The sequence below is a fragment of the Tateyamaria omphalii genome (genome assembly GCF_014651375.1).
In the GTDB taxonomy this organism is placed as follows: domain Bacteria; phylum Pseudomonadota; class Alphaproteobacteria; order Rhodobacterales; family Rhodobacteraceae; genus Tateyamaria; species Tateyamaria omphalii.
Genome location: NZ_BMWT01000002.1, coordinates 297529 through 320513 on the forward strand (window position 1 = coordinate 297529; position 22985 = coordinate 320513).

A 22985-nucleotide genomic window follows, 5' to 3' on the forward strand; every position below is an offset into this window, starting at 1 on the left:
AGCTAAAGAAAGGCCCGGACATGTTCTGCATGTCCGGGCCTTTCTTTTTGAACGGGTCAAGTGCGTCTAGATCGCCTTGGGGGCAACGGCCCGCCAGATGGGCGTGATCACTTTTTCCCCAATCGGTATCAGGACAAAGCCCCAGGCCAGACCCAGCACACCGTGCAGAGCCGCCTTGACACCCCAAACTGCGACGTCCGAAGCGCCACCGACCGATTTTGCAATGCCATAGACAATCTCTTCGGGCGTATGCCAACCCATCTGCGCCAAACCATGGACAATGATCTCTCCGCCCACCCAAAGCATGGCGGCCGTCCCAACAATGGTCAGCAGTTTCAAAAAGCCGGGCATGACTTTCACGATGCCCCGCCCCAAGGCACGGATCGGTCCAATGCCGCCACGAGCCGCCAGCGCCATCCCGGCATCATCGGCTTTCACGATCAGCGCAACCGAACCATAAACGGCAACCGTAATCATCACAGCCACTGTTGCCAGAGTCGCTGCCTCCATCCAAAAATTGCTCTGCGGGATGGCCGCCAGAGCAATTGTCATGATTTCGGCTGACAGTATGAAGTCGGTCTTGATTGCGCCCTGCGCCTTTTGCTCTTCAAGATGCGCAGGGTCCTGCACTTCCTCAGACTTACCTTCATAGTCCTCGTGCCCATGGCCCAAGCCCAGCACATGCGCGACCTTTTCGGCACCTTCGAAACACAGGTAAGAACCGCCCAGCATCAACAGCGGTGGGATCGCCCAAGGGGCAAAATTCGCTAAGATCAAGCCCACGGGCAACAGGAACACCAGTTTGTTCTTGAACGACCCTTTGGCAATCCGCCAGATGATCGGCAGTTCGCGATCAGCAGAGAAGCCATGCACGTATTTCGGTGTGACCGCCGCATCATCAATCACAGCACCTGCCGCTTTCGAACCCGCCTTGGCCGCCTGACCGATGACGTCATCCACCGATGCCGCCGCCACTTTGGCGATTCCCGCAACATCGTCCAAAAGAGCCAAAAGTCCGCTCATTTCGCCCGTTCCCTCGTTTTGTCCTTACGTTAGCGCATAACACAGTGTGACGCATGCGCATACTGTTAGCGCGAACTGCATACAATGGAACACGTTTATCGCTAACATACTGATTGTTCATCTCTTTTCCTCTTCTCACGCCGCGGCGCAGCGGCTATCACACCGGCGACATTCAAGCTGCCCCAGCGGAAGGACGACCGGAAACATGACCATCAAAGTCGGAATTAACGGGTTTGGACGCATCGGGCGCTGCACCCTCAGCCACATCGCAACATCCCTGCGCAACGATATCGATGTGGTCGCGGTGAATGCCACAGGGCCGCTGGAGACCGCCGCCCATCTGATCAAATATGACAGCGTGCATGGCCGTTTCCCAAACGAGGTGAAACTCACCAACGACACGATGGATCTGGGCCGTGGGCCGATCCGCATGATGTCGACCTATGACATGAACGAACTGGACTGGACCGGCGTGGACGTGGTGCTTGAGTGCACGGGCAAGTTCAACGACGGCGAAAAGGCCAAAGTGCATATGGACCGCGGCGCCAAGAAAGTGCTGCTGTCTGCCCCCGGCAAGAACGTGGACAAAACGGTCGTCTTTGGCGTGAACGACGAACAGCTCGCGGCCAATGACCGGATGATTTCGAACGGGTCATGCACCACCAACTGCCTTGCACCTCTGGCGAAGGTGCTTGACCGCGCTTTTGGCATCGAACGCGGCGTGATGACCACGATTCACAGCTACACAGGCGACCAACCCACGTTGGACCGTCGCCACAACGATTTGTACCGGGCCCGCGCTGCCGCAATGGCGATGATCCCCACCTCGACTGGGGCCGCCAAGGCGCTGGGAGAAGTCCTGCCAAACCTCGCGGGCAAGCTGGACGGCACCGCCATGCGTGTCCCTACACCGAACGTAAGCGCCGTCGACCTGACATTCGAAGCGGGTCGTGATGTCACTGTCGAAGAGGTCAACGCCGCCATGGCCGAGGCCGCCGCCGGCCCCATGGGGCGCGTGTTGGCCTATGATGACGAACAGAAGGTCAGCGTTGATTTCAACCACACCGAACACTCGTCCATCTTTGCCCCCGATCAGACAAAAGTGGTGGGCAACCGGATGGTGCGCGTGCTGGCATGGTATGACAATGAATGGGCGTTTTCGGTCCGCATGGCCGACGTGGCCGTTGCCATGGGCCGGTTGACCTGAACAACACGACAGGTTGCAAGCATCGGGTGGGGCTGTCACAACAGCCCTGCCCTTTTTCTTGGTGACGCAGACCTATGACCAACCGCATCGCTCTTGTCCTTGCCCTGCTGATCATCGGCGCGATCACCCTGGACGTGATGCTGTATGGCAAAGAGCACCTCATTTTCCTGGGCAAGAAATTCGCTGAGCTGCTGGAGTGGATCGCGTTTTGGCGCTGACCCCTGCCCGACATGTCGCACCGATTTGACCGGCATCCCCGGTTGACAATCGCTCCGCTTTGCATTTGTTAGCGGTAACGGCGCACCCCAAACCTTCGGGGCAGCGTTCAGACATTATTCTGACACCAGACATGGGGGATACCATGGCCATCAAAGTTGCAATCAACGGGTTCGGGCGCATTGGGCGCAACGTGCTGCGCGCGATCGTCGAAAGCGGTCGTACGGATATCGAGGTGGTCGCGATCAACGACCTGGGCCCCGTGGAGACAAATGCGCACCTGCTGCAATATGACAGCCTACATGGTCGCTTTCCTGCCACGGTGACAGTCGCGGGCGACAGCATCGACGTGGGCCACGGCCCGATCAAGGTCACGGCAGAGCGCAATCCGGCGGACCTGCCCTGGAGCCACGTGGACATCGTGATGGAGTGCACAGGCATCTTCACCTCGAAAGAAGCGTGCCAGGCGCACTTAGAGAACGGCTCCAGCCGCGTTCTGATCTCGGCCCCCGGCAAGAATGCCGACAAGACCATCGTATATGGCGTGAACCACGACACCCTGTCAGGTGACGATGTGGTTGTGTCGAACGCCTCGTGCACGACCAACTGCCTGACGCCCGTGGCCAAGGTTCTGCACGACCAGTTCGGGATCAAGCGTGGCTTCATGACCACGGTGCACAGCTATACTGGTGACCAACCGACGCTGGACACGATGCACAAGGACCTCTACCGCGCCCGCGCAGCGGCGCTGTCGATGATCCCCACCTCGACCGGGGCAGCCAAAGCCGTTGGTCTGGTGATGCCAGAGCTTAATGGCAAGCTGGACGGTGTAGCGATCCGCGTCCCCACACCGAACGTATCCTGTGTCGACCTCACGGTTGAGGTGAATGGCGACGTGACTGTTGAACAAATCAACGCAGCCATGACCGAAGCCGCCGCCGCTGGCCCACTGAAGGGCGTGCTGGGTGTCACAGATGCCAAACTGGTATCGATGGACTTTAACCACGATCCGCACTCATCAATCTTTGCCACTGACCAGACCAAGGTCATGGACGGCAACATGGTCCGTATCCTGAGCTGGTATGACAACGAATGGGGCTTTTCGAACCGGATGGGCGACACTGCGATCGAGATGGGAAAATACCTCTGACACGCACCACATCATAGATTTGGAAAGGCGCCCCGCACGGGCGCCTTTTTTATTGTGGTCACCGTCGCGCAACGTCACGCTTGGTCTGCGCCACCTCTCGATCTTTCCAGCTTGACGCGACCCTGTTTCTAGCAGATCGTTTCCGTCGATGGTTTCTGGATGCCGACGGCTACCCAGGATGAAAAGGGAATACGGTGAGGCTGCCGGAAGGTGCCAAATCCGTAACTGCCCCCGCAACTGTGAGCGGTGAGCGACCCCGATGATCACCACTGAACGCATGCGTTCGGGAAGGATCGGGCGAGCCCGGACCCGCGAGTCAGGAGACCTGCCATCATCGATGTAACTTCAACCCGGACGGGGTGTTCGGACAGGAGGCCATGATGGTTTTTGCGGCAACGCCCGCTGAAAGTGACATGTCTGCCGTACGCCCCGCACGATCGCGGAGGGCGACATGGGCCAACCACAACAAAAGATCACGATCTGCACATCCTGTCGGCACAAGGGCAGCAACTGCCGACCCGGCTATGAACTGATTGCCAAGCTGCGCACCGCAATTGCAGCCGCGGGCGACAGCCTCACGGACGAGTTCGAAATCTCAGGCGTTGCCTGCATGGCAGGATGCGATCGCCCCTGCACCGTCGCCTATCACGGCACACGCAAGGCCACGTATCTGTTTGGAGATATTGAGGCGGACACAGACATAGATGACCTCGTGGCCTTCGCGCAGCAATATACGTCGATGGAAGACGGCTGGTGTTCTTCTGTCGACCGCCCCGGCAAGCTGCGCACATCCACACTTGCCCGTGTGCCCGCCGCCATCATCGCGCTGGAAGACAGCGACGTGCGCGTGTCATGAGCGCCGCTGACGTCGTTGCCGAAAATACCAGTTGGACACCACAGCGGGCCACTGCCCCGCTGCTGAAACCAACAAGCTTTCACGTCAAAGCCGGGCAGGTGCTGGGCGTTGTTGGGCCAAACGGGGCTGGGAAATCGACATTGTTGCGGATGATCTATCGCTACTACCGCCCTTCGACCGGCCAAATCCGCATCGCGGGCGAGGACATCTGGTCTGTCCCACCGCGCATGGCGGCGCGCCGTGTCGCAGCGGTCTTGCAAGAACAGGCGTCGTCCTTTGGACTGACGGTTCGCGAGGTTGTAACATTGGGTCGTACGCCGCACCGGTCCGGGTTTTCATCCGCTGGCGCGAGGGATGCGGAAATTGTCGCCAGAACGATCCAGCAACTGCATCTTCAGGATCTCGCAGACCGGGACGTCGCCACATTGTCCGGCGGCGAACGGCAACGGGTCATGGTCGCCCGGGCGTTGGCGCAACAACCGCAGGTCTTGGTACTCGATGAGCCGACCAATCACCTTGATATCCGCCACCAACTCGAAGTGCTGGCTCTGATCCGCCAATTGGACCTGACCATCATCGTCTCGCTGCATGACCTGAACATGGCCGCACAAACATGTGATGCCATCCTGCTGCTTGAAAGCGGCGAAACCAAGGGTTTTGGCCCTCCTGACCAAGTGTTGACCGAGACCCAAGTGTCATGCGCCTTCCGCGTCGACGCCCGGCGCGAGCGGCTCAGCCCAAGCGACACTCAACACTTTTCATTCCATTTGCCGACATAAGGATCCCCGCAAATGAAACGTCTCCTCACAACCCTCGCCGCCACCTTCTGCGCCACGGGAGCATTGGCGCAAACCACAGTGCAAAGCTGTGACCGCACCGTGACCTTCGACGCTCCGCCACAGGCCGCAATCTCGAACGATGTGAACCTGACCGAAATGATGCTTGTTCTTGGCCTGGCTGACCGGATGGTCGGGTATACGGGCATCTCCGGCTGGAAAACACTGGATGAGGAGATGACGGCAGGTGTTGAAGCGTTGCCAGAATTGTCAGCAAAATACCCCAGCAAGGAAGTGTTGATTGGCGCAGACGCAGACTTCTTCTTTGCCGGTTGGAACTACGGCATGAAGGTCGGAGGCGACGTCACACCCGAAACGCTCGCCCCCTTTGGCATCGAGGTATACGAGCTGACGGAAAGCTGCATTCACATCGGCGAGAAAGAAGCGGCCAGTATGGACGACATGTATAATGATCTGCTGAATCTTGGGGCGATTTTTGATGTGACGGACAAGGCAGAAGCACTTGTCGCCGGTTACCGTGCTGATCTGGAGAGTTTCACGGCCGATTTGGCGCCCCTGGACAGCGCACCTCGCGTCTTTGTCTATGACAGTGGCGAAGACACACCGTTTACGGCAGGCCGCTACGCTATGCCAAATGCTCTGATCGAAGCGGCAGGCGGCGCCAACATCATGAATGACTTTGAAAAAAGCTGGGCGACAGTGGGCTGGGAAGCTGTGGTTGAACGCAATCCCGAAGTGATCGTGATTGTAAACTACGGCGAGGTCACAGCAGAAGAAAAGCGCGCCTTCATGATGTCCAACCCTGCTTTCGCCGATATCGACGCGGTCAAGAATGACCGCTTCGTCACCCTGGAATATGTCGAGGCGACCCCCGGTCCGCGCAACATCAACGCGGTCAAGACCCTCGCCGCTGCATTCCGAGCAGAATGACTGACGTGGAAAGGATTGGCACAGCCAAAAAAGGCCGCAAGCTCAGGCGCCCGTTCGTGATCGGAGCTGGCGTGGCTGTGCTGATCCTTTCCATTTCCGCTGCCGTTGGCCTTGGCGCGATCCAGATTCCCATGAGCGTTGCCTGGGGCGTGGTTGCCAACAAGCTATCGCCCGGCTGGGTGCCGGTTGTGTGGTCCCCCGGTCGCGAAGCGATCGTGTGGGACATCCGCTTTCCGCGCGCGCTTCTGGCCTGCTGTGTGGGGGCCGGATTGGCTATGGTGGGCGCAAGCCTGCAGGCCGTGACCCGGAACCCCCTGGCTGACCCGCATCTTCTCGGTATTTCCGCCGGCGGCGCATTTGGCGCGATCCTGGCCCTACTCCACACCGGGTTGTTCCTGGGGCTGCTGACCGTACCCCTTATGGCCTTTCTGGGTGCTCTCGCGGCAACCCTACTTGTGCTCGCGGTCTCGCAGTTTGCCTCTGCCACAACGGCAGACCGATTGATCCTGGCGGGGGTCGCTGTGTCTTTCATCGTCATGTCACTGGCCAACATGCTAATTTTTCTAGGTGATCCACGCGCCACCCACACGGTCGTGTTCTGGATGCTTGGCGGGCTGGGCCTTGCGCAATGGGGTCAGCTTGTCTTCCCCTTCGCAATCCTTGTGGCAGGTGGCGCGTATTTGTGGCTGAACACAAGCAGCCTGAACGCAATGACGATTGGCGACGAAACTGCATCCACACTGGGTATCCCAGTGGCCCGGTTTCGCCTGTCCGTCTTTGTGGTGGGGGCTCTGATCACCGGAGTCATGGTGGCGTTTTCCGGCATTATCGGCTTTGTCGGACTGATGGTGCCCCACATTGTTCGCTTTATTGTTGGCGGTGATTATGCTCGCGTCCTGCCTGCCTCGGCTTTGTTGGGGGCTGTATTCCTGATCTGGGCGGATGTTCTGGCGCGCATATTCATGGCCCCGGACGAAGTGCCAATTGGAGTCATCACAGGATTGATTGGCGGTGTGTTCTTCGTATGGCTGCTGCGTCGACGCCTGAGTTGAACATCTGTGTCGCGACCAAGTTCTGGCACACCGGGTGTCTAGCCGAACCGCTCTTTCAACGCATCATTAACCAGCGGCGTCACGAATTTGCTGACATCGCCCCCAAGACGGGCGATTTCCTTGACCAGCTTTGATGCAATGGCCTGATGTTCGGCTTCGGCCATCAGGAACACGGTTTCGATGCTGTTATCAAGCTGGCGGTTCATGCCAACCATCTGGAATTCATACTCGAAATCAGCCACAGCGCGCAGACCCCGAAAAATGAACTGCGCGCCGACATCACGGGCGCAATCAATCAACAGATTTTCAAAGGGATGTGCGACGATTTCGGTGCCCGTTTGCGCGCTCAGCTTGGCGCATTCGGCCTCGATCATGCTCACTCGTTCTTCCAGTGAAAACAGCGGGCCCTTGTCACGGTTGATCGCGACGCCGATCACCAAACGGTCGACCATCGGACTGGCCCTCCGAATGATATCGATGTGCCCCATCGTAATGGGATCAAAGGTGCCAGGGTAAAGGCCGATACGCATTGGCGGCTCCGTCAGTCATCTTGGCCGCAATGCAGCATTTCAGTGATGTGAATGCAAGCAATCAGCACGCTACCGTCTGGTCAATGCCCCATAATCATGCCCTGCAACGCTTCCTTCTCCATCGACAGTTCGCTCAGGCGCGCCTTGACCACGTCGCCAAGGGTGATCAACCCTACCAATTGCCCATCTTCAACAACCGGCATGTGCCGAAACCGGCCCTTGGTCATCTGGGCCAAAACATCATCGGCCTTGTCGTCGCGCCTGCAGGTCACCAGTTTCGAGGTCATGAAATTATCGACCGGGTCGGTCAGGATCGCGCCTCCCCGCTTGGCCAACACACGCACGATGTCACGCTCGGACAGAATGCCGGCGGCGGTCAGCCCATCAGGTGAGACAACCACCGTCCCGATCCTGCGCTCGGCAAGGATTTTAGCCGCCTCAGAGACCTGCGTGCCGGGTTTCACCGTCACAACAGCGTCATCGGATTTGGACTTGAGAATCTGGTGCACAAGCATGGATCTGGACCTCGTCAATACTGCGGCATGTCTCAGCGTCCGCCGCCAAGGCCCTGTCTGTCAAGTGTACGAACGTCGCCCGGCAATCCACTGCCGGTTGAAATTCGCCCGCGAGCGCGACCGGGGCGCATCAAAATACAAGTTGAACATCTGCCAGCAAGCGCCTGATTTTACTCACAGGCAGCCTTCCAATCTAGAGATTTCGGATCGAACACCTTGCACCAAAAGCTCGGCAAATGCGTTCAACCGCCGGTCGCGGGTATCAGACTGGTGCCGGATCAGGAAAAAGCTGCGCGCCAGAGACATCTGGTTGGTCAGCACACGGCACAGACCAGGCGCGAATGGCAACGCAAAGTCGTGCACCACGCCGACGCCCGCGCCTTGCCGCAGCAGGTTCAGCTGCACCGCGACCGAGTTGGACGCTAAAGCAACCCGTTCCACCCCCGCGTCGGCCAGATAGTCCAGTTCCCGATCAAAAATCATGTCTGGGATATATCCGACAATCCTGTGCGCGGTCAGATCAGCCCTCTTCGCAAGCGGCGGCGCACCGGCCAGATAGCTTTCACTGGCAGCCAAATGCAGTCGGTAGTCCGTGATCCGCTGCACCGTCAGCTGCCCTGCCGTGGGCGCGCTCACGCCGATGGCCAGATCAGCCTCGCGCCGGGACAGGTTGAAGACCCGCGGCAAGGCAACAATCTGAATATCAAGCGCCGGATGCGCCTGCCCCAAGGCGGCGCAAACCTGCGGCAACACGTAATTTGCGCATCCGTCCGGCGCACCGATCCGTACCTGACCCGTCAACCCCGTTTCGGCTTGGGTTGGCCCTGCTCCGGAAATCCCCTCTGTTGCGGCGCGCATGGCGGCCTCGGCTGTCTCTGCCCGCTCCAGCAACTGCGCCCCTGCATCCGTCAGCGCATAGCCTTGCGGGGATTTGCGAAACAGGACCACATCCAGATCCCGCTCCAGCCGGGCCACACGCCGCCCCAACGTCGCGGCATCCTTACGGACATCCTTGGCCGCGGCAGAAAGCGTTTCGGCACGCGCGACGGCCAGAAACAGGCGCAAATCATCCCAATGTGGCAGCATCAAGCCCTCTCCAATCTGCAAAAATGCAAAATGGTTTTGCCCACTTGCCTCTTTTCCCGGATATTTTGCAAGACTATCCTGCCCCCAACTGTGACATTCAACACCCTCCGGGAGGACGCAAAATGCAGGAACTGACTCACTACATCGATGGTGCCCACGTCAAAGGAACATCGGGCCGTTTTGCGGATGTGATGAACCCCGCCACGGGTGAAGTGCAGGCGAAGGTGCCGCTCGCCTCTGAAGCCGAATTGGCGCACGCGGTCGAAGTCGCCGCCAAGGCGCAGCCGGCATGGGCTGCAACCAACCCCCAGCGTCGGGCGCGGGTGTTGATGAAGTTTGTGGATCTGCTCAACCGCGACATGGACAAGCTGGCCGAGGCGCTGAGCCGCGAGCACGGCAAAACGCTGCCCGATGCGGCCGGCGACGTGCAACGCGGCCTTGAAGTTGTGGAATACTGCATTGGCGCGCCCCACCTGCTAAAGGGTGAATACACCGACAGCGCGGGCCCCGGCATCGACATGTATTCCATGCGCCAGGCCCTTGGCGTGACGGCGGGCATCACACCGTTCAACTTCCCGGCCATGATCCCGATGTGGATGTTTGCCCCTGCCATTGCCTGCGGCAACTCATTCATCCTCAAACCGTCCGAGCGCGACCCATCAGTGCCGCTGATGCTGGCCGAACTGATGGAAGAAGCAGGCCTGCCCAAAGGCATCCTGCAAGTGGTGAATGGTGACAAAGAGGCTGTGGACGCGATCCTGCACCACGACGTGATCCAGTCCATCGGCTTTGTCGGCTCGACGCCAATCGCCGAATACATCTATGCAACGGGCTGTGCGAACGGCAAACGCGTTCAGTGCTTTGGCGGCGCCAAGAACCACATGATTGTCATGCCAGATGCAGACATGGATCAGGCCGCTGACGCGCTGGTTGGCGCGGGCTATGGCGCGGCAGGCGAACGTTGCATGGCTATCTCGGTCGCCGTGCCGGTTGGTAACGAAACGGCTGACCGCCTTATCGAAAAGCTGGTGCCACGGATCGAAAAGCTGAAGGTTGGCCCCTATACCGCTGGCAAGGACGTGGACTATGGACCGGTCGTTACCGCGGCGGCCAAAGCAAACATCGAACGGCTTGTCCAAACCGGCATCGATCAGGGTGCAGAACTGGTCGTAGATGGGCGTGACTTCAAACTGCAAGGATACGAAGACGGATACTTTGTCGGGCCGCACCTCTTTGACCGCGCGACCAAGGACATGGATATTTACAAGCACGAGATCTTCGGTCCGGTTCTGACCACCGTACGCGCCCAGACCTACGAAGAAGCCATCGGCCTTGCCATGGATCACGAATACGGAAACGGTACCGCCATTTTCACCCGCGACGGGGATACCGCCCGCGATTTCGCCAACCGAATCAACATCGGCATGGTGGGCATAAATGTCCCAATTCCTGTGCCACTCGCCTACCATACGTTCGGCGGATGGAAAAAATCCGTCTTTGGGGACCTAAATCAACACGGTCCTGACGCATTTAAGTTCTATACGCGTACGAAGACAGTGACAGCCCGGTGGCCGTCTGGAATAAAGGAAGGCGGAGAATTCTCGATCCCCGTTATGGAATAACATGGCAATACGCTTTCGCATCTTGCCGGACCGCGGCCTTGTCGTGGTTCGGTACTCAGGTCTCGCGACCATTGACGACACGATGGGTGCGACCAGGTCCTACCTGGCCCACCCCCACTACGCTCTAGGCCAAAAGCAGTTGGTCGATTTCAGCGGTATTACGGACTATGAACGGGACTATGTCCGGTTCATGCAGATGCAGGCGACCAAGGTCGGCCGATTTGCAAACTCCGGCGTCCAGTCACTGGTCGTTTATGTCGCGCCGACGCAAATCAGCCAGGAATTCAGCGCGCTGTTTGTCAAATCCTGGGACAACGTAGATGCAGTTGTCCCGATGGTGCAGCATTCGGAATCCGAAGCGCTGACGCTTCTTGGGCAACCGGAAAAATCCCTCGATCTGCTTCTGCCTCCGATCGGAAGGCAGGCCTTGCAATAGTCCTGCAAACATCGGAATTTAACGTGCGTTCAATTCAAGCCATTGCGTGACGGGAGGCAGCATGGATTTCGCACTGACCGAGGAACAGACGGCAATTTTCGATATGGCCCACGCCTTTGGCCAGGCCGAGATCGCGCCCCACGCCCGTGATTGGGAAGCCGCCGGCACCATCCCCAAGGATCTATGGCCCAAGGTCGGTGAACTGGGCTTTGCCTCTCTCTACGTCTCCGAAGATGCGGGCGGCGCGGGTCTGTCCCGCCTTGATGCGACATTGGTCTTTGAAGCGCTCAGCATGGCCTGCCCTTCTGTTGCGGCCTTCCTGTCGATCCACAATATGTGCGCCAAGATGCTCGACAGCTTCGCGGATGACGATCTGAAGGCCCGCGTGATGCCGGACGTCCTGAGCATGAACACCGTGCTCAGCTATTGCCTGACCGAACCCGGCTCCGGCTCTGACGCCGCCGCTTTGCGCACGCGGGCGGATCGCACAAATGAAGGCTACAGCCTGACCGGCACCAAGGCGTTCATCTCGGGCGGCGGATACTCGGACGCGTATGTCTGCATGGTGCGCACGGGCGAGGATGGGCCCAAAGGTGTCTCGACCGTGTATGTCGAAGACGGCACCGACGGGCTGTCTTTTGGCGGGCTTGAAGACAAGATGGGTTGGCGCAGCCAACCCACCGCTCAGGTCCAGTTCGACAACTGCAACATCCCCAGCGGCAATCTGATCGGTGAAGAAGGCCAAGGTTTCAAATATGCTATGATGGGCCTTGATGGCGGTCGTTTGAACATCGCCGCCTGTTCGCTCGGCGCCGCACAGACCGCGTTGAACGTCACCCTGCAATACATGGGCGAACGCAAAGCCTTCGGTCAGCCAATCGACCAGTTCCAGGGCCTGCAATTCCGCCTCGCGGATATGGAGATCGAGCTGCAGGCTGCCCGCACTTTCCTGCGCCAGGCGGCATGGAAGCTCGACAATGGGGCGCCAGACGCCACCAAATTCTGCGCCATGGCCAAAAAATTCGTGACCGAGGCCGGATCAAAGGTTGTTGACCAGTGCCTGCAACTGCATGGCGGCTATGGCTATCTGGCCGACTACGGGATCGAGAAACTGGTCCGTGACCTGCGCGTGCACCAGATTTTGGAAGGCACCAACGAAATCATGCGCGTGATCGTGGCGCGGGATATGCTGAAGAACCGATGACTGACATCAAGCGCTTTGATACAAACAAGAGGATGAGCCAAGCGGTTGTGCACGGTCAGACCGCTTATCTTGCCGGGCAATGCGGCACCGCCTTTGCCCCGATCCAGACTCAAACACGCGAAGCCCTGGCCAAGGTCGATCATCACCTTGCGGCCATAGGCACCGACAAAACCCGATTGCTGTCCGTGACCATCTGGCTCTCCTCCATATCCGACTATGACGCCATCAACGAGGTTTGGGACGCATGGGTGCATGCAGGCACCGCCCCCGCCCGGTCGTGCGGAGAGGTGCAGATTGGTGGCGAAGGGTATGACATCGAAATCATATGTACGGCGGCCGTGCCATGACTGACATCTCCATCCGCATCATCGGGCGCGCGGGCCGGATCACTTTGCAACGCCCCCAAGCGCTCAACGCGATGACCTATGAGATGTGCATAGCCATCGAAGCGGCACTGGACACCTGGCGTAGCGATGACAGTGTCGAAGCGGTTGTCCTGGATGCCGAAGGTGAGCGCGCCTTCTGTTCCGGTGGGGACATTGCCGAACTCTACGAAACAGGCACCAAGGGCGACTATGCCTACGGCCAAAAATTCTGGGCCGACGAATACCGCCTGAACCACAAGATCTTTCACTACCCCAAGCCGGTGGTCAGCTTCCTGCAAGGGTTCACCATGGGGGGCGGAGTTGGCATCGGTTGCCACGGGTCGCACCGCGTTGTGGGCGACAGCAGCCAGATCGCCATGCCCGAATGCGGCATCGGACTTGTTCCGGATGTGGGCGGATCGCTGATGCTCGCCCTCGCCCCCGGTCGCTTGGGTGAATATTTGGGCACCACGGCCGCGCGGATGAATGCAAGCGATGCGATCTTTGCTGGCTTTGCCGATCAATATGTCGACGAAGCGCACTGGCCCGCCCTGCTCGCAACGCTTGAGGCGACGGGCGACACATCCTGCATCGCCGCTGCCGCCACGGACCCAGAATCTGGACCGCTTCAACAGGCAATGCCAGACATCGACAGGCACTTTCATGGCGCGTCGCTCAGCGACGTGTTGACCACGCTGAGGGGTGAAGACAGCGAGTTTGCCCGCGACACGCTCAAGCGGATGGGCCGCAACAGCCCGTTGTCTATGGCCTGCACGATCGAGGCCCTGCACCGTCTGCGCGGCCCCTCCCTGACCTTGGAAAAGGCACTGGACCTCGAATACCGCTTCACTGCTCGCGCGATGGAGCATGGCGATTTCCTTGAAGGGATCAGGGCTGCAATTATCGACAAGGACCGCACGCCGAAATGGCAATTTGCGGACCAAGACGTGCCTGCCGCGGCCGTTAGCAAAATGCTGATGCCGTTGGGAGATATAGCACTCAAATTGGGAGGAACGGGCATTAAGATCGGATTTGTTGGGCTGGGCAACATGGGCGCGCCCATGGCCGCAAACCTCGCCAAGGCCGGGCATAGGGTGACCGGGTTCGATGTGGCTGGAACCACAGCCGACGGCGTCACGAACGCCCCAAGCGCGGCAGAGGCTGCCGCTGATCAGGACATCGTCATCACGATGCTGCCCAATGGCGACATCCTGCGCGCCGTCGCAGCCGAAGTGATCCCTGCGATGAAACCTGGTGCTACGCTGATCGACTGTTCAACGGTCGACGTGGAAAGCGCGCGCGAAGTCGCCGCACAGGCAGATGCTGCCGGGCTGGGCTGTGTCGATGCGCCCGTCTCGGGGGGCATCGGCGGCGCGGCTGGTGGCACGCTGACCTTCATGGCGGGCGGCAGCACGGCGGCTTTCGAGGCCGCAAAACCACTCTTCGATATCATGGGACAAAAGGCCGTGCATTGCGGGGATGCCGGTGCCGGTCAGGCGGCCAAGATCTGCAACAACATGATCCTGGGCGCAACGATGATCGCAACCTGCGAAGCCTTTGCCCTGGCCGACAAGCTGGGCCTCGACCGGCAAAAGATGTTCGACGTGGTCAGCACATCCTCGGGTTACTCGTGGACAATGAATGCCTACTGCCCTGCCCCCGGCGTTGGCCCGCAAAGCCCGGCAGACAATGGTTATACCCCGGGCTTCGCCGCAGAGCTGATGTTGAAAGACCTCGGACTAAGCCAACAGGCGGCAGAGGCCGTGAACGCTGACACCCCAATGGGGCAACGCGCACTCGAACTCTACCGCCAGTTTGTCGAAAACGAGGATGGTCTGGGCAAGGATTTCAGCGCCATGCTGCCACGGTTCGAAACCCGCGGGCGCGGCTAACCGCTATTTCCCGACCGTGATCAGCATCAAGCCTGCGAAAATCACAAACACAAGGAACAGGGCCACGATGATCAGGGCTGGGTACCCCCATGTGGCTATGGCGAGCCCCCATGCGACCACAAAGGCCAATACCCCCAGCAGGACGTAAAACTCCGGTCCAACCACAGCAGAGAACATGGTGCGCGCGGCATCCGATACGGTCCGCAACCCGGTCCGCAGGACACTCGATTGTTGCGTCGGGTTGGTGGTTGTCGTGGTCATGTTTGGTTAGCTCCATCAAAGGTTTCCCATCAGATAAGAGACTTGGAACCGCTTTGAATGCGGCATTCTGACCAAAACAATCGGACTTACCCGGCGCCGCTAGTTTGATGACGTAGGGCACGGATGCGTAGAACACTCGCCCAGCCCCAGCCCGTTCTGCGGCTTGAACACTGATCAAGCGTCAGATCAGGACCCCGGCAGGCTCACTTCCCCACCTGAGCTTTCCTTCACTTTCACATCCATCGGCGCACCCTCCACTTTGATGTCACCACCGCTCGAGGCGCGTGCAAACAAGGTTCCAGAGACATGGATTTCAATGTCCGACCCGCTGGAGGCGCGTGCCTGCACGTCCCGACATTCCAGGTCCTCACCATCAATGTCCGATCCGCTGGAGGCCTCGACCACAAGAGACCCGCAAGAGCCGCGCACGTCCAGGTCCGAGCCTGAACTGGCCTTGAGGTACACGGTTTCGGAATCCAATCCGTCAATGTCGACATCAGCACCGCTGCTGCTCATCGCCTCAAACGAGTCTGTAAACGTACCGGATGCTTCGACATCCACGCCGCGGCTGCCGATGATTGACGTCAATTCCGGCATGTGCACGGTGACGGTATAATAGTCTGCCATCCCCATGAGGATCATCGATGACCCACCCTTGCGCTTAATCGACAAGGTATCGCCATCCTGTTCCACCACCAGTCGTCGTTCGCGCGCGGTGCCAGAGACATCGGACACTACGCTGTAATCCGAACCAGAAAACACCCGGACCGTTACCCCGTCGGCGGCCACAATTTTTGTAAATCCAGAAAAGTCATGAACTGTTTCGCCAGCAGCCAGCGGTGTCGCCAAGGCGACCGCGCAGACAGCCGCGACGACGTGTTGTGATTGTCCCATCTTCACTCTCCCGATGTGAATATGAAGATGAGATGGTGTTAATCAGATTAACATTCAAGACGGCAAAGGCGATTTACTCCGCCGCCACCCTGCGCTGCGCCAGCATCGGCTTCAGGTACCGACCGGTATGGCTTTCGGCCACCTCAGCCACTTCCTCCGGCGTTCCGGTTGCAACAACCTGACCACCACCGTCGCCGCCCTCGGGACCAATGTCGATGATATGGTCAGCGGTTTTCACGACATCCAGATTGTGTTCGATGACCACGACCGAATTGCCCTGATCCACCAATTCATGCAGCACTTCCAACAGCTTGCGCACATCTTCGAAGTGCAGACCGGTGGTTGGCTCATCAAGGATGTAAAGCGTCCGCCCCGTCGATCGTTTCGACAGTTCCTTGGACAGCTTCACCCGCTGCGCTTCGCCCCCTGACAGGGTTGTCGCCTGCTGGCCCACCTTGATATAGCCCAGACCCACGCGCATCAGCGCATCCATCTTCTCGCGGATAGACGGCACCGCCTGGAAAAACTCCTGCGCGTCCTCGACCGTCATATCGAGCACATCGGCAATGGACTTGCCCTTGAACTTGATCTCAAGCGTTTCACGGTTGTACCGCGCGCCCTTGCAGGTTTCGCACTCAACGTAAACGTCGGGCAGAAAGTGCATTTCGATCTTGATGACACCATCGCCCTGACAGGCCTCGCAGCGCCCGCCCTTCACGTTGAAGCTGAAGCGACCCGGCTTGTAGCCGCGCGCCTTGGCCTCCGGCAACCCCGCAAACCAGTCACGGATCGGGGTGAATGCCCCGGTATAGGTCGCAGGGTTTGACCGCGGGGTGCGACCGATGGGCCGCTGGTCAATGTCGATCACCTTGTCCAGATGCTCCAACCCCTTGATCGTCTCACAAGGCGCAGGTGTCTGGCGCGCACCGTTCAGCGCCATCGATGCCGTCTTAAAAAGCGTTTCAATGGTCAGCGTGGACTTGCCCCCGCCCGACACGCCCGTTACACAGACAAACTTGCCCAACGGGAAGTCGACAGTCACGTTCTGCAGGTTGTTGCCCGTCGCCTTGACAACAGTGACCTTCTTCTTGCCCTTCTTACCCTTGCGGCGCTCGGTCGGCACAGCGATCTCACGTTTGCCGGACAGGTAATCTCCGGTGATGGACCCGCTGCCGGCCAGTACATCCGGCGTCCCATGCGCCACAACCTGCCCACCGTGCACACCGGCACCCGGCCCGATGTCGAACACATAGTCCGCTTCGCGAATGGCCTCTTCGTCATGCTCAACCACAATGACGGTATTGCCTTGATCCCGCAGGTTCTTGAGCGTGCCCAAAAGCCGGTCATTATCGCGCTGGTGCAAACCGATAGATGGCTCATCCAACACATAGAGAACACCGGTCAAACCGGACCCAATTTGCGAGGCCAAGCGGATACGCTGGCTTTCACCACCGCTTAACGTGCCACTTGAACGTGACATCGTAAGATATTCAAGACCAACGTTATTCAGGAATCCAAGCCGCTCGCGGATTTCCTTCAGAATGGCCCGTGCAATCTCGTTATTCTGGTCCGTCAAATGCTCCGGCACGGTCTGGCACCAGTCAAAGGCTTCGCGGATCGACATCTCGACCACCTGCCCAACATGCAGCAGCCGGTCCGGGTCATCCCGCGGCCCGATCTTCACCGCCAATGCCTCTGGCCGCAGACGGAACCCGCCGCAATCACCGCAGGGACGATTGTTTTGATACCGCTCGAATTCCTCGCGAATCCAGTTTGAATCCGTCTCACGATAGCGGCGCTCCATGTTCGGGATCACCCCCTCGAACACGCGCGTCACCTGATAAACGCGGCCACCCTCGTCATAGCGGAACGGAATCTCCTCATCACCCGAGCCATAGAGGAACACCTGCTTCACATGTGCCGGCAGGTCCTTCCACTTGGTCTGCGCATCGAACTCATAGTGGGCCGCAATCGCCTCAATGGTCTGCAGAAAATAGGGTGACTTCCCCTTCCGCCACGGCGCCAAAGCCCCGTCATAGACCTTCAATGTCTGATCCGGCACCACCAACCGTTCGTCAAAGAACAGCTCATGCCCCAACCCGTCGCAGGACGGACACGCCCCGAAGGGTGCGTTGAAGGAAAACAGGCGCGGCTCAATCTCGGGAATGGTGAAGCCACTGACCGGACAGGCGAATTTCTCAGAAAACGTCGTGCGTTCCGGCTCACCTTCGCTGGGTGCAGTCTCAAGGATCGCAATCCCATCCGCCAGGTCCAAAGCGGTGCGCAGCGAATCCGCCAACCGCGTCTCCAGCCCTTCACGCACCACGATCCGATCTACCACCACATCGATGTCATGGCGGTACTTCTTGTCCAGCGTCGGCGGCTCGTCCAATTCGTAGAACGACCCATCCACTTTCACCCGCTGGAAGCCCTGCTTGCGCAGCTCCAGAAACTCCTTGCGGTACTCACCCTTCCGGTCGCGAATGATTGGCGCCAGCAGGTAGGCGCGCGTCCCCTCCTCCATCGCCATGATGCGGTCGACCATGTCCTGCACCTGCTGCGCCTCGATGGGCTTACCGGTCGCCGGGGAATACGGCGTACCAACGCGGGCAAAGAGCAGACGCATGTAGTCGTAAATCTCGGTCACGGTGCCGACGGTCGACCGGGGATTCTTCGACGTCGTCTTCTGCTCGATGGAAATCGCAGGGCTCAGGCCGGAAATATGATCCACATCCGGCTTCTGCATCATGTCCAGGAACTGCCGCGCATAGGCCGACAGTGATTCCACATAGCGGCGCTGCCCCTCGGCATAGATCGTGTCGAAGGCCAGTGACGACTTGCCCGACCCGGAAAGCCCAGTGATCACAACCAGTTGGTCGCGCGGGATATCCACGTCGATGGACTTGAGGTTGTGCTCGCGCGCGCCACGCACCTCGATATTCTTCTGCTCGGCCATGTCAGCCCCCCGGATTAACGGTTTGTACATAGGTCAGATGGCCGGATGAGCCAACGAAAAAATGAGAACATGTCGTGAACATGCCGCTTACTGCCGGATGGTGTCAGTACGTCGCCGCGCAGCCATCCACGCATGGATCGCAATGCCGCACCCAAAGACAGCAATGCAGGTCCAAACCAGTCCGGGAAAGCCGGCGATACCCAGCACCGCCAACAACACCGGCGTGCCCAGCGTGTTGCCCAGATTGCCGGTCTGCGCCAATCCTCCATAGGCCTGCGATTGGTGCGCCGCCGTCTCGTTCAATTGTGGCACCGCCGCAAAGCTGGCACCCTGAACCAGCCCCAGCGCCCCCGCCAACGCAAGACACGCCGCAGGCAGGCCTGGAGCCACCCAAAGCCACAACAGCGCCGCGATGCACAGAGTGAACCCGATCTGCACCAGCATGACGGCCGAGATGAAGCGCAGCGCAAAGACACCCAGCGTGAGGGACACGGCAATCGAGGCCAACGGCATTGCCCCCATCACCCATGCCCGCCATTCAGGCGCGATATAAGGCGGCAGAACGGTCAGGATCGCCAGAAAACAGAACGTATAGAATATCCAACCCGCCCCGGGGGCCGCGATGCTGGGGGATCGGTAAATGGCTGCATGATTCCGCAGAATACCACGCAGGGACAGCGCGCCGTCTGGCGGCACTTCAAGCGGGCGCAGGAACAAGCCAAGGATCACGGCGAATACCGCCAGCCAAATGGCATGGGCCACAAACAAAGCAGGCACGCCCATCGCGTCCACCAAGGGTAACCCAAGGGCGACGAGCAGCGTGAATGCGACAGAGAAGAAGGTGCTCCAAAGTGTCAGGGTGAAGCCGCGGTGCCGCTCGGCGCTCAGTTGCGCAATCAGGGTCGGCGCCGCAACAACCAACGCCAGATGCGACACACCTTCAAGTGCGCGGCTCAGCAACATCAGGGGCAAGCTCGGCAACGTCGCCTGATACAATGACAGCAGCGCCCCGGCCCAAAGTCCCCACAGCATCGCACGGCGATACCGGATGCGCGCGACAACCAGCCCGGCCGCGACGCCCAAAAGGATACCCAGAAATCCAACAAGGGAAACGGTGAACCCGAGCGCGGCACCAGCATCGGGATAAACAGCAGGCAGCCTGTCAAAGATCACCGAAATCTTCGCGTACTGCCCGGCTGCCCCCAGCCCCGCGCCCCAAAGGGCAAAGACAAGAGGGAAGGATGTACGGTCGCTCATACCCGACGCTCATCACAAGCGTCGGGGAGGTGCAAGGTCCATTAACCGGCGGCTTCAAAGATTTGTACGCGGGTCACCGTGTTGCCGCTTCCAAAGACCAGAACACGAACGTAGCCGATGAACTGAGTCCGGATACGTTCGACCGTATGATAGGATGGATCATATTCGCATCGACCGGTGATCATCGCCCGCCGCTCTGGCGTCGTAAAGAACAGATCAACCGTGTCCGCAGAGTCGCGTTTGCCGAATTTGTGCACGTTTGCGCGGTCCTGCTGCACGATTCCACACACGTCATTCAAAGGCTGGCCACGCGAGTTGTAAGTGTCCTGTGGCGACAGCACCGCGTAGTACTCAAAAGTAAACTGCTGTGCAGAGGTCGGTGCGCCGGTCAGCCCCAATCCAAAGAGGGCAGCGGCCAGTATCATTAAATTTCTTTTCATCAATCATTCCCCAGAATCAAAAAACCGATGACCGCAGGATAACGATCATCGGTTTTTTCAGGCAATAAATGTCGTGCCTTACATGTGGATCACACGGTCATAGGCATCCAGCACGCTCTCGTGCATCATCTCGGACAGTGTCGGGTGCGGAAAGACGGTGTGCATCAAGTCTTCTTCCGTGGTCTCCAACGCCTGCCCCACGACATAGCCCTGGATCAGCTCCGTCACCTCGGCACCGATCATGTGAGCGCCCAGCAACTCGCCCGTCTTGGCATCGAACACGGTCTTGATCATGCCCTCAGGCTCACCCAACGCAATCGCCTTGCCGTTGCCGATGAACGGGAACTTCCCGACCTTGAGTGTATAGCCCGCCTCTTTGGCCGCCGCTTCGGTCAGACCAACAGACGCGACTTGCGGGTGGCAGTAAGTGCATCCGGCGATGGAGTTGGGTTTGATCGGATGAACATCGTTCTTGCCGGCGATCAGTTCAGCGACCATGACGCCCTCGTGTGACGCTTTGTGTGCCAACCACGGCGCGCCGGCGATGTCGCCAATTGCATAGATCCCTTCGACACCGGTTCGGCAGTATTCGTCCGTCACGACGTGGGTGCGATCCACTTTCACGCCGAGTTTTTCAAGACCAAGTCCCTCGACATTCCCGACGATACCAACGGCAGAGATGACCGTGTCGAAATCATGTTTCTCGACCTTGCCACCCACCTCGATATGGGCCGTCACCTTACCTTTGGCGCGGTCAAGCTGCTTGACCATAGCCTTCTGCATGATCTTCATGCCCTGCTTTTCGAACGCCTTCTTGGCGAAGGCCGAAATGTCGGCATCTTCGACCGGCAGCACACGGTCCATGACTTCGACAACGGTCGTGTCAGCCCCAAGGGTGTTGTAGAAGCTGGCAAATTCGATCCCGATTGCGCCCGAGCCAATGACCAGCAGCTTTTTCGGCATCCGCTTTGGTGTCAGGGCTGCCTTGTAGGTCCAGACCAGATCTCCATCCGCCTCAAGCCCCGGCAGCTCGCGCGCCCGCGCGCCGGTGGCAAGGATGATGCTTTTAGCCGTCAGCTCTTCGGTGCCCTTGTCGGTCTTGACGCTGACCTTGCCCTTGGCGGGGATCGTCCCCTCGCCCATGATGACCGTCACCTTGTTCTTTTTCAGCAGGCCTTTGACGCCACCGGACAGCTGCCCTGCAACTTTGCGTGACCGGTCAACAACCGCAGGCAAATCATAGTCAACGCCCTCTGCCTTCAAACCAAATTCCTTTGCGCGGTGCATCAGGTGGAACACTTCCGAACTACGCAACATCGCCTTGGTCGGAATACAGCCCCAGTTCAGGCAAATGCCGCCAAGATGCTCGCGCTCGACGACACAGGTGTTCAGCCCCAGTTGTGCCGCTCGAATGGCCGCCACATAGCCACCAGGGCCCGACCCGATCACCACCACATCAAAGGATTTCGCCGCCATTTCAATGCCCTCGCCAAACGCTGTGCCAAATTTAGTTTACCGTTAAACTATTTTGGAACACTTCACAACGAAAGCATGGCGCGACAAAACGCCTGACGCAAGGGAAGCCTTGCGCCAGACAATCATTTAGACAGGAAAGAAATGTCAGGCGGCCTTGTCGGCCTGCAGTCCTTGCAGAACGGCGCCGTAACCACCGGCATCCAGATGTGTCTTTTCCGCTGCCGTCGTCGCCCGTCCCAGAACCGCATTGCGATGTGGAAAGCGACCAAACTCGCGGATCACTTCACGATGGGCACGGGCGTGCAACAGGAACACATCGTCTTCCATTCGCTCACAAATCAGGCGCACGGCCCGATCCTGGTCACACAGGTTTTCCGAATGCTCAAGCGGCATGTAAAAGAACTGGCGCGCGGGCGGATCAATGCGCATGTCCCACCCTTTCGCAATCGCCGACTTCGCCGCTGCCAGAGCCGCCTTGTCCGTGGAAAAGGCCGCGGCATCATCGCGAAACATATTGCGTGGGAACTGATCTGTCAGGATGATATACGCCAGCGCGCCGGACGGATATGTCAGCCAAAGCGCAAACTTGCCCTCCGTCGCCGCCTTCCACGCCTCACAAAAACGGTCGCGTATCTTTTGATCGAATGCAGCATCAGATTTAAACCAATCCTCCGGCGTGCACTCATCCAACCAGAAACTCAATACTTCGTCCGGACCAACCATGGTTTGTCTCCCGCTTCCCATGCCCCGTATTTAAATCGTTACATAAGTTTTCCACAGACCCCAATCACGAAATACGACAGGTGCGACACATTGCGTG

Annotated in this window: 23 protein-coding genes, 1 pseudogene and 1 riboswitch; of the genes and pseudogenes, 13 read left to right on the forward strand and 11 right to left on the reverse strand. The window is 58.9% G+C overall.

What is annotated here, in order from left to right:
- Positions 1-66: 66 nt before the first annotated feature.
- Complete coding sequence (locus IE087_RS07090) at positions 67-1023, reverse strand: DUF808 domain-containing protein (protein ID WP_189368607.1); 957 nt, start codon at positions 1021-1023, stop codon at positions 67-69.
- A gap of 205 nt (positions 1024-1228) precedes the next feature.
- Between IE087_RS07090 and gap (IE087_RS07095) the strand changes: the two genes are divergently transcribed.
- The 7 genes from gap (IE087_RS07095) to IE087_RS07125 all read left to right on the forward strand — a co-directional run bounded on the left by gap (IE087_RS07095) (position 1229) and on the right by IE087_RS07125 (position 7231).
- Positions 1229-2230 carry a type I glyceraldehyde-3-phosphate dehydrogenase gene (gene gap / locus IE087_RS07095; RefSeq protein ID WP_189368608.1) on the forward strand — a complete coding sequence of 334 codons (1002 nt, stop codon included), beginning with the start codon at positions 1229-1231 and terminating at the stop codon, positions 2228-2230.
- Positions 2231-2304: 74 nt separating this feature from the next.
- The gene (locus IE087_RS07100) at positions 2305-2448 is read left to right on the forward strand and encodes a hypothetical protein (protein ID WP_189368609.1); all 144 of its coding nucleotides are present in this window, start codon (positions 2305-2307) and stop codon (positions 2446-2448) included.
- A gap of 143 nt (positions 2449-2591) precedes the next feature.
- Positions 2592-3596, forward strand: coding sequence for a type I glyceraldehyde-3-phosphate dehydrogenase (gene gap, locus IE087_RS07105; RefSeq protein ID WP_189368610.1), 1005 nt, complete (start codon positions 2592-2594; stop codon positions 3594-3596).
- A gap of 132 nt (positions 3597-3728) precedes the next feature.
- A riboswitch (cobalamin riboswitch) is annotated at positions 3729-3943 on the forward strand.
- Positions 3944-4047: 104 nt separating this feature from the next.
- Positions 4048-4452 carry a DUF1636 family protein gene (locus tag IE087_RS07110; RefSeq protein WP_189368611.1) on the forward strand — a complete coding sequence of 135 codons (405 nt, stop codon included), beginning with the start codon at positions 4048-4050 and terminating at the stop codon, positions 4450-4452.
- Entirely contained in the window at positions 4449-5231 is a 783-nt protein-coding gene (locus IE087_RS07115; RefSeq protein WP_189368612.1) for an ABC transporter ATP-binding protein, read from the forward strand. The genes IE087_RS07110 and IE087_RS07115 overlap by 4 nt, the downstream gene beginning before the upstream one ends.
- Positions 5232-5243: 12 nt before the next feature.
- Positions 5244-6179, forward strand: coding sequence for an ABC transporter substrate-binding protein (locus IE087_RS07120; RefSeq protein ID WP_189368613.1), 936 nt, complete (start codon positions 5244-5246; stop codon positions 6177-6179).
- Positions 6176-7231, forward strand: coding sequence for a FecCD family ABC transporter permease (locus IE087_RS07125; RefSeq protein WP_189368614.1), 1056 nt, complete (start codon positions 6176-6178; stop codon positions 7229-7231). Before IE087_RS07120 ends, IE087_RS07125 begins: the two co-directional genes overlap by 4 nt.
- Positions 7232-7269: 38 nt before the next feature.
- Here IE087_RS07125 and coaD read toward each other — a convergent pair whose 3' ends face one another.
- From coaD to IE087_RS07140, 3 genes are all read right to left on the reverse strand, one after another.
- Positions 7270-7761, reverse strand: coding sequence for a pantetheine-phosphate adenylyltransferase (gene coaD / locus IE087_RS07130; RefSeq protein ID WP_189368615.1), 492 nt, complete (start codon positions 7759-7761; stop codon positions 7270-7272).
- An 80-nt stretch (positions 7762-7841) separates the two neighbouring features.
- On the reverse strand, positions 7842-8276 hold the full coding sequence (locus IE087_RS07135; RefSeq protein ID WP_189368616.1) for a CBS domain-containing protein: 435 nt from the start codon (positions 8274-8276) through the stop codon (positions 7842-7844).
- Positions 8277-8450: 174 nt separating this feature from the next.
- Positions 8451-9362: a LysR family transcriptional regulator gene (locus IE087_RS07140; RefSeq protein WP_189368617.1), complete on the reverse strand. Its 912-nt coding sequence runs from the start codon at positions 9360-9362 to the stop codon at positions 8451-8453.
- A 122-nt stretch (positions 9363-9484) separates the two neighbouring features.
- Here IE087_RS07140 and IE087_RS07145 point away from each other — a divergent pair, with 122 nt between their 5' ends.
- The 6 genes and pseudogenes from IE087_RS07145 (at position 9485) to mmsB (ending at position 14881) form a co-directional block, all read left to right on the forward strand.
- Entirely contained in the window at positions 9485-10984 is a 1500-nt protein-coding gene (locus tag IE087_RS07145; protein ID WP_189368618.1) for a CoA-acylating methylmalonate-semialdehyde dehydrogenase, read from the forward strand.
- 1 nt (position 10985) lies between these two features.
- Positions 10986-11420 carry a hypothetical protein gene (locus tag IE087_RS07150; RefSeq protein WP_189368619.1) on the forward strand — a complete coding sequence of 145 codons (435 nt, stop codon included), beginning with the start codon at positions 10986-10988 and terminating at the stop codon, positions 11418-11420.
- A 61-nt stretch (positions 11421-11481) separates the two neighbouring features.
- Positions 11482-12624, forward strand: a complete 1143-nt coding sequence (locus tag IE087_RS07155; RefSeq protein ID WP_189368620.1) for an acyl-CoA dehydrogenase family protein — start codon at positions 11482-11484, stop codon at positions 12622-12624.
- Positions 12621-12971, forward strand: a complete 351-nt coding sequence (locus tag IE087_RS07160) for a RidA family protein (protein ID WP_189368621.1) — start codon at positions 12621-12623, stop codon at positions 12969-12971. Before IE087_RS07155 ends, IE087_RS07160 begins: the two co-directional genes overlap by 4 nt.
- Positions 12968-13918, forward strand: a pseudogene (locus IE087_RS23715) (enoyl-CoA hydratase/isomerase family protein); the annotation flags it as partial. The gene IE087_RS07160 and the pseudogene IE087_RS23715, both read left to right, overlap by 4 nt.
- A gap of 90 nt (positions 13919-14008) precedes the next feature.
- The gene (gene mmsB, locus IE087_RS23720; protein WP_308425455.1) at positions 14009-14881 is read left to right on the forward strand and encodes a 3-hydroxyisobutyrate dehydrogenase; all 873 of its coding nucleotides are present in this window, start codon (positions 14009-14011) and stop codon (positions 14879-14881) included.
- A gap of 3 nt (positions 14882-14884) precedes the next feature.
- Here the strand turns inward: mmsB and IE087_RS07170 are convergent, their stop codons facing one another.
- From IE087_RS07170 to IE087_RS07200, 7 genes are all read right to left on the reverse strand, one after another.
- The gene (locus IE087_RS07170; protein WP_189368623.1) at positions 14885-15142 is read right to left on the reverse strand and encodes a hypothetical protein; all 258 of its coding nucleotides are present in this window, start codon (positions 15140-15142) and stop codon (positions 14885-14887) included.
- 186 nt (positions 15143-15328) lie between these two features.
- Positions 15329-16036: a head GIN domain-containing protein gene (locus IE087_RS07175; protein ID WP_189368624.1), complete on the reverse strand. Its 708-nt coding sequence runs from the start codon at positions 16034-16036 to the stop codon at positions 15329-15331.
- A 73-nt stretch (positions 16037-16109) separates the two neighbouring features.
- Positions 16110-18992, reverse strand: a complete 2883-nt coding sequence (uvrA, locus tag IE087_RS07180; protein WP_189368625.1) for an excinuclease ABC subunit UvrA — start codon at positions 18990-18992, stop codon at positions 16110-16112.
- Positions 18993-19079: 87 nt separating this feature from the next.
- The gene (locus IE087_RS07185; protein ID WP_189368626.1) at positions 19080-20249 is read right to left on the reverse strand and encodes an MFS transporter; all 1170 of its coding nucleotides are present in this window, start codon (positions 20247-20249) and stop codon (positions 19080-19082) included.
- Between the two features lie 41 nt (positions 20250-20290).
- Entirely contained in the window at positions 20291-20689 is a 399-nt protein-coding gene (locus tag IE087_RS07190) for a hypothetical protein (RefSeq protein WP_189368627.1), read from the reverse strand.
- 78 nt (positions 20690-20767) lie between these two features.
- A complete protein-coding gene (gene lpdA / locus IE087_RS07195; RefSeq protein WP_189368628.1) occupies positions 20768-22165 on the reverse strand; it encodes a dihydrolipoyl dehydrogenase in 1398 nt (465 codons plus the stop codon).
- A gap of 144 nt (positions 22166-22309) precedes the next feature.
- On the reverse strand, positions 22310-22888 hold the full coding sequence (locus IE087_RS07200; protein ID WP_189368629.1) for a DUF924 family protein: 579 nt from the start codon (positions 22886-22888) through the stop codon (positions 22310-22312).
- Positions 22889-22985: the final 97 nt, after the last annotated feature.

What these genes read in the sequence shown, in the direction of transcription:
- IE087_RS07100 (WP_189368609.1), top strand. Translation starts at nt 2,305, where the DNA reads ATGACCAACCGCATCGCTCTTGTCCTTGCCCTGCTGATCATCGGCGCG.
- IE087_RS07175 (WP_189368624.1), bottom strand. Translation starts at nt 16,036, where the DNA reads ATGGGACAATCACAACACGTCGTCGCGGCTGTCTGCGCGGTCGCCTTG.
- gap (WP_189368610.1), top strand. Translation starts at nt 2,592, where the DNA reads ATGGCCATCAAAGTTGCAATCAACGGGTTCGGGCGCATTGGGCGCAAC.
- IE087_RS07170 (WP_189368623.1), bottom strand. Translation starts at nt 15,142, where the DNA reads ATGACCACGACAACCACCAACCCGACGCAACAATCGAGTGTCCTGCGG.
- IE087_RS07135 (WP_189368616.1), bottom strand. Translation starts at nt 8,276, where the DNA reads ATGCTTGTGCACCAGATTCTCAAGTCCAAATCCGATGACGCTGTTGTG.
- IE087_RS07115 (WP_189368612.1), top strand. Translation starts at nt 4,449, where the DNA reads ATGAGCGCCGCTGACGTCGTTGCCGAAAATACCAGTTGGACACCACAG.
- IE087_RS07200 (WP_189368629.1), bottom strand. Translation starts at nt 22,888, where the DNA reads ATGGTTGGTCCGGACGAAGTATTGAGTTTCTGGTTGGATGAGTGCACG.
- IE087_RS07125 (WP_189368614.1), top strand. Translation starts at nt 6,176, where the DNA reads ATGACTGACGTGGAAAGGATTGGCACAGCCAAAAAAGGCCGCAAGCTC.
- IE087_RS07160 (WP_189368621.1), top strand. Translation starts at nt 12,621, where the DNA reads ATGACTGACATCAAGCGCTTTGATACAAACAAGAGGATGAGCCAAGCG.
- coaD (WP_189368615.1), bottom strand. Translation starts at nt 7,761, where the DNA reads ATGCGTATCGGCCTTTACCCTGGCACCTTTGATCCCATTACGATGGGG.
- IE087_RS07090 (WP_189368607.1), bottom strand. Translation starts at nt 1,023, where the DNA reads ATGAGCGGACTTTTGGCTCTTTTGGACGATGTTGCGGGAATCGCCAAA.
- lpdA (WP_189368628.1), bottom strand. Translation starts at nt 22,165, where the DNA reads ATGGCGGCGAAATCCTTTGATGTGGTGGTGATCGGGTCGGGCCCTGGT.
- IE087_RS07140 (WP_189368617.1), bottom strand. Translation starts at nt 9,362, where the DNA reads ATGCTGCCACATTGGGATGATTTGCGCCTGTTTCTGGCCGTCGCGCGT.
- IE087_RS07150 (WP_189368619.1), top strand. Translation starts at nt 10,986, where the DNA reads ATGGCAATACGCTTTCGCATCTTGCCGGACCGCGGCCTTGTCGTGGTT.
- IE087_RS07120 (WP_189368613.1), top strand. Translation starts at nt 5,244, where the DNA reads ATGAAACGTCTCCTCACAACCCTCGCCGCCACCTTCTGCGCCACGGGA.
- IE087_RS07190 (WP_189368627.1), bottom strand. Translation starts at nt 20,689, where the DNA reads ATGAAAAGAAATTTAATGATACTGGCCGCTGCCCTCTTTGGATTGGGG.
- IE087_RS07155 (WP_189368620.1), top strand. Translation starts at nt 11,482, where the DNA reads ATGGATTTCGCACTGACCGAGGAACAGACGGCAATTTTCGATATGGCC.
- gap (WP_189368608.1), top strand. Translation starts at nt 1,229, where the DNA reads ATGACCATCAAAGTCGGAATTAACGGGTTTGGACGCATCGGGCGCTGC.
- uvrA (WP_189368625.1), bottom strand. Translation starts at nt 18,992, where the DNA reads ATGGCCGAGCAGAAGAATATCGAGGTGCGTGGCGCGCGCGAGCACAAC.
- IE087_RS07110 (WP_189368611.1), top strand. Translation starts at nt 4,048, where the DNA reads ATGGGCCAACCACAACAAAAGATCACGATCTGCACATCCTGTCGGCAC.
- IE087_RS07185 (WP_189368626.1), bottom strand. Translation starts at nt 20,249, where the DNA reads ATGAGCGACCGTACATCCTTCCCTCTTGTCTTTGCCCTTTGGGGCGCG.
- IE087_RS07145 (WP_189368618.1), top strand. Translation starts at nt 9,485, where the DNA reads ATGCAGGAACTGACTCACTACATCGATGGTGCCCACGTCAAAGGAACA.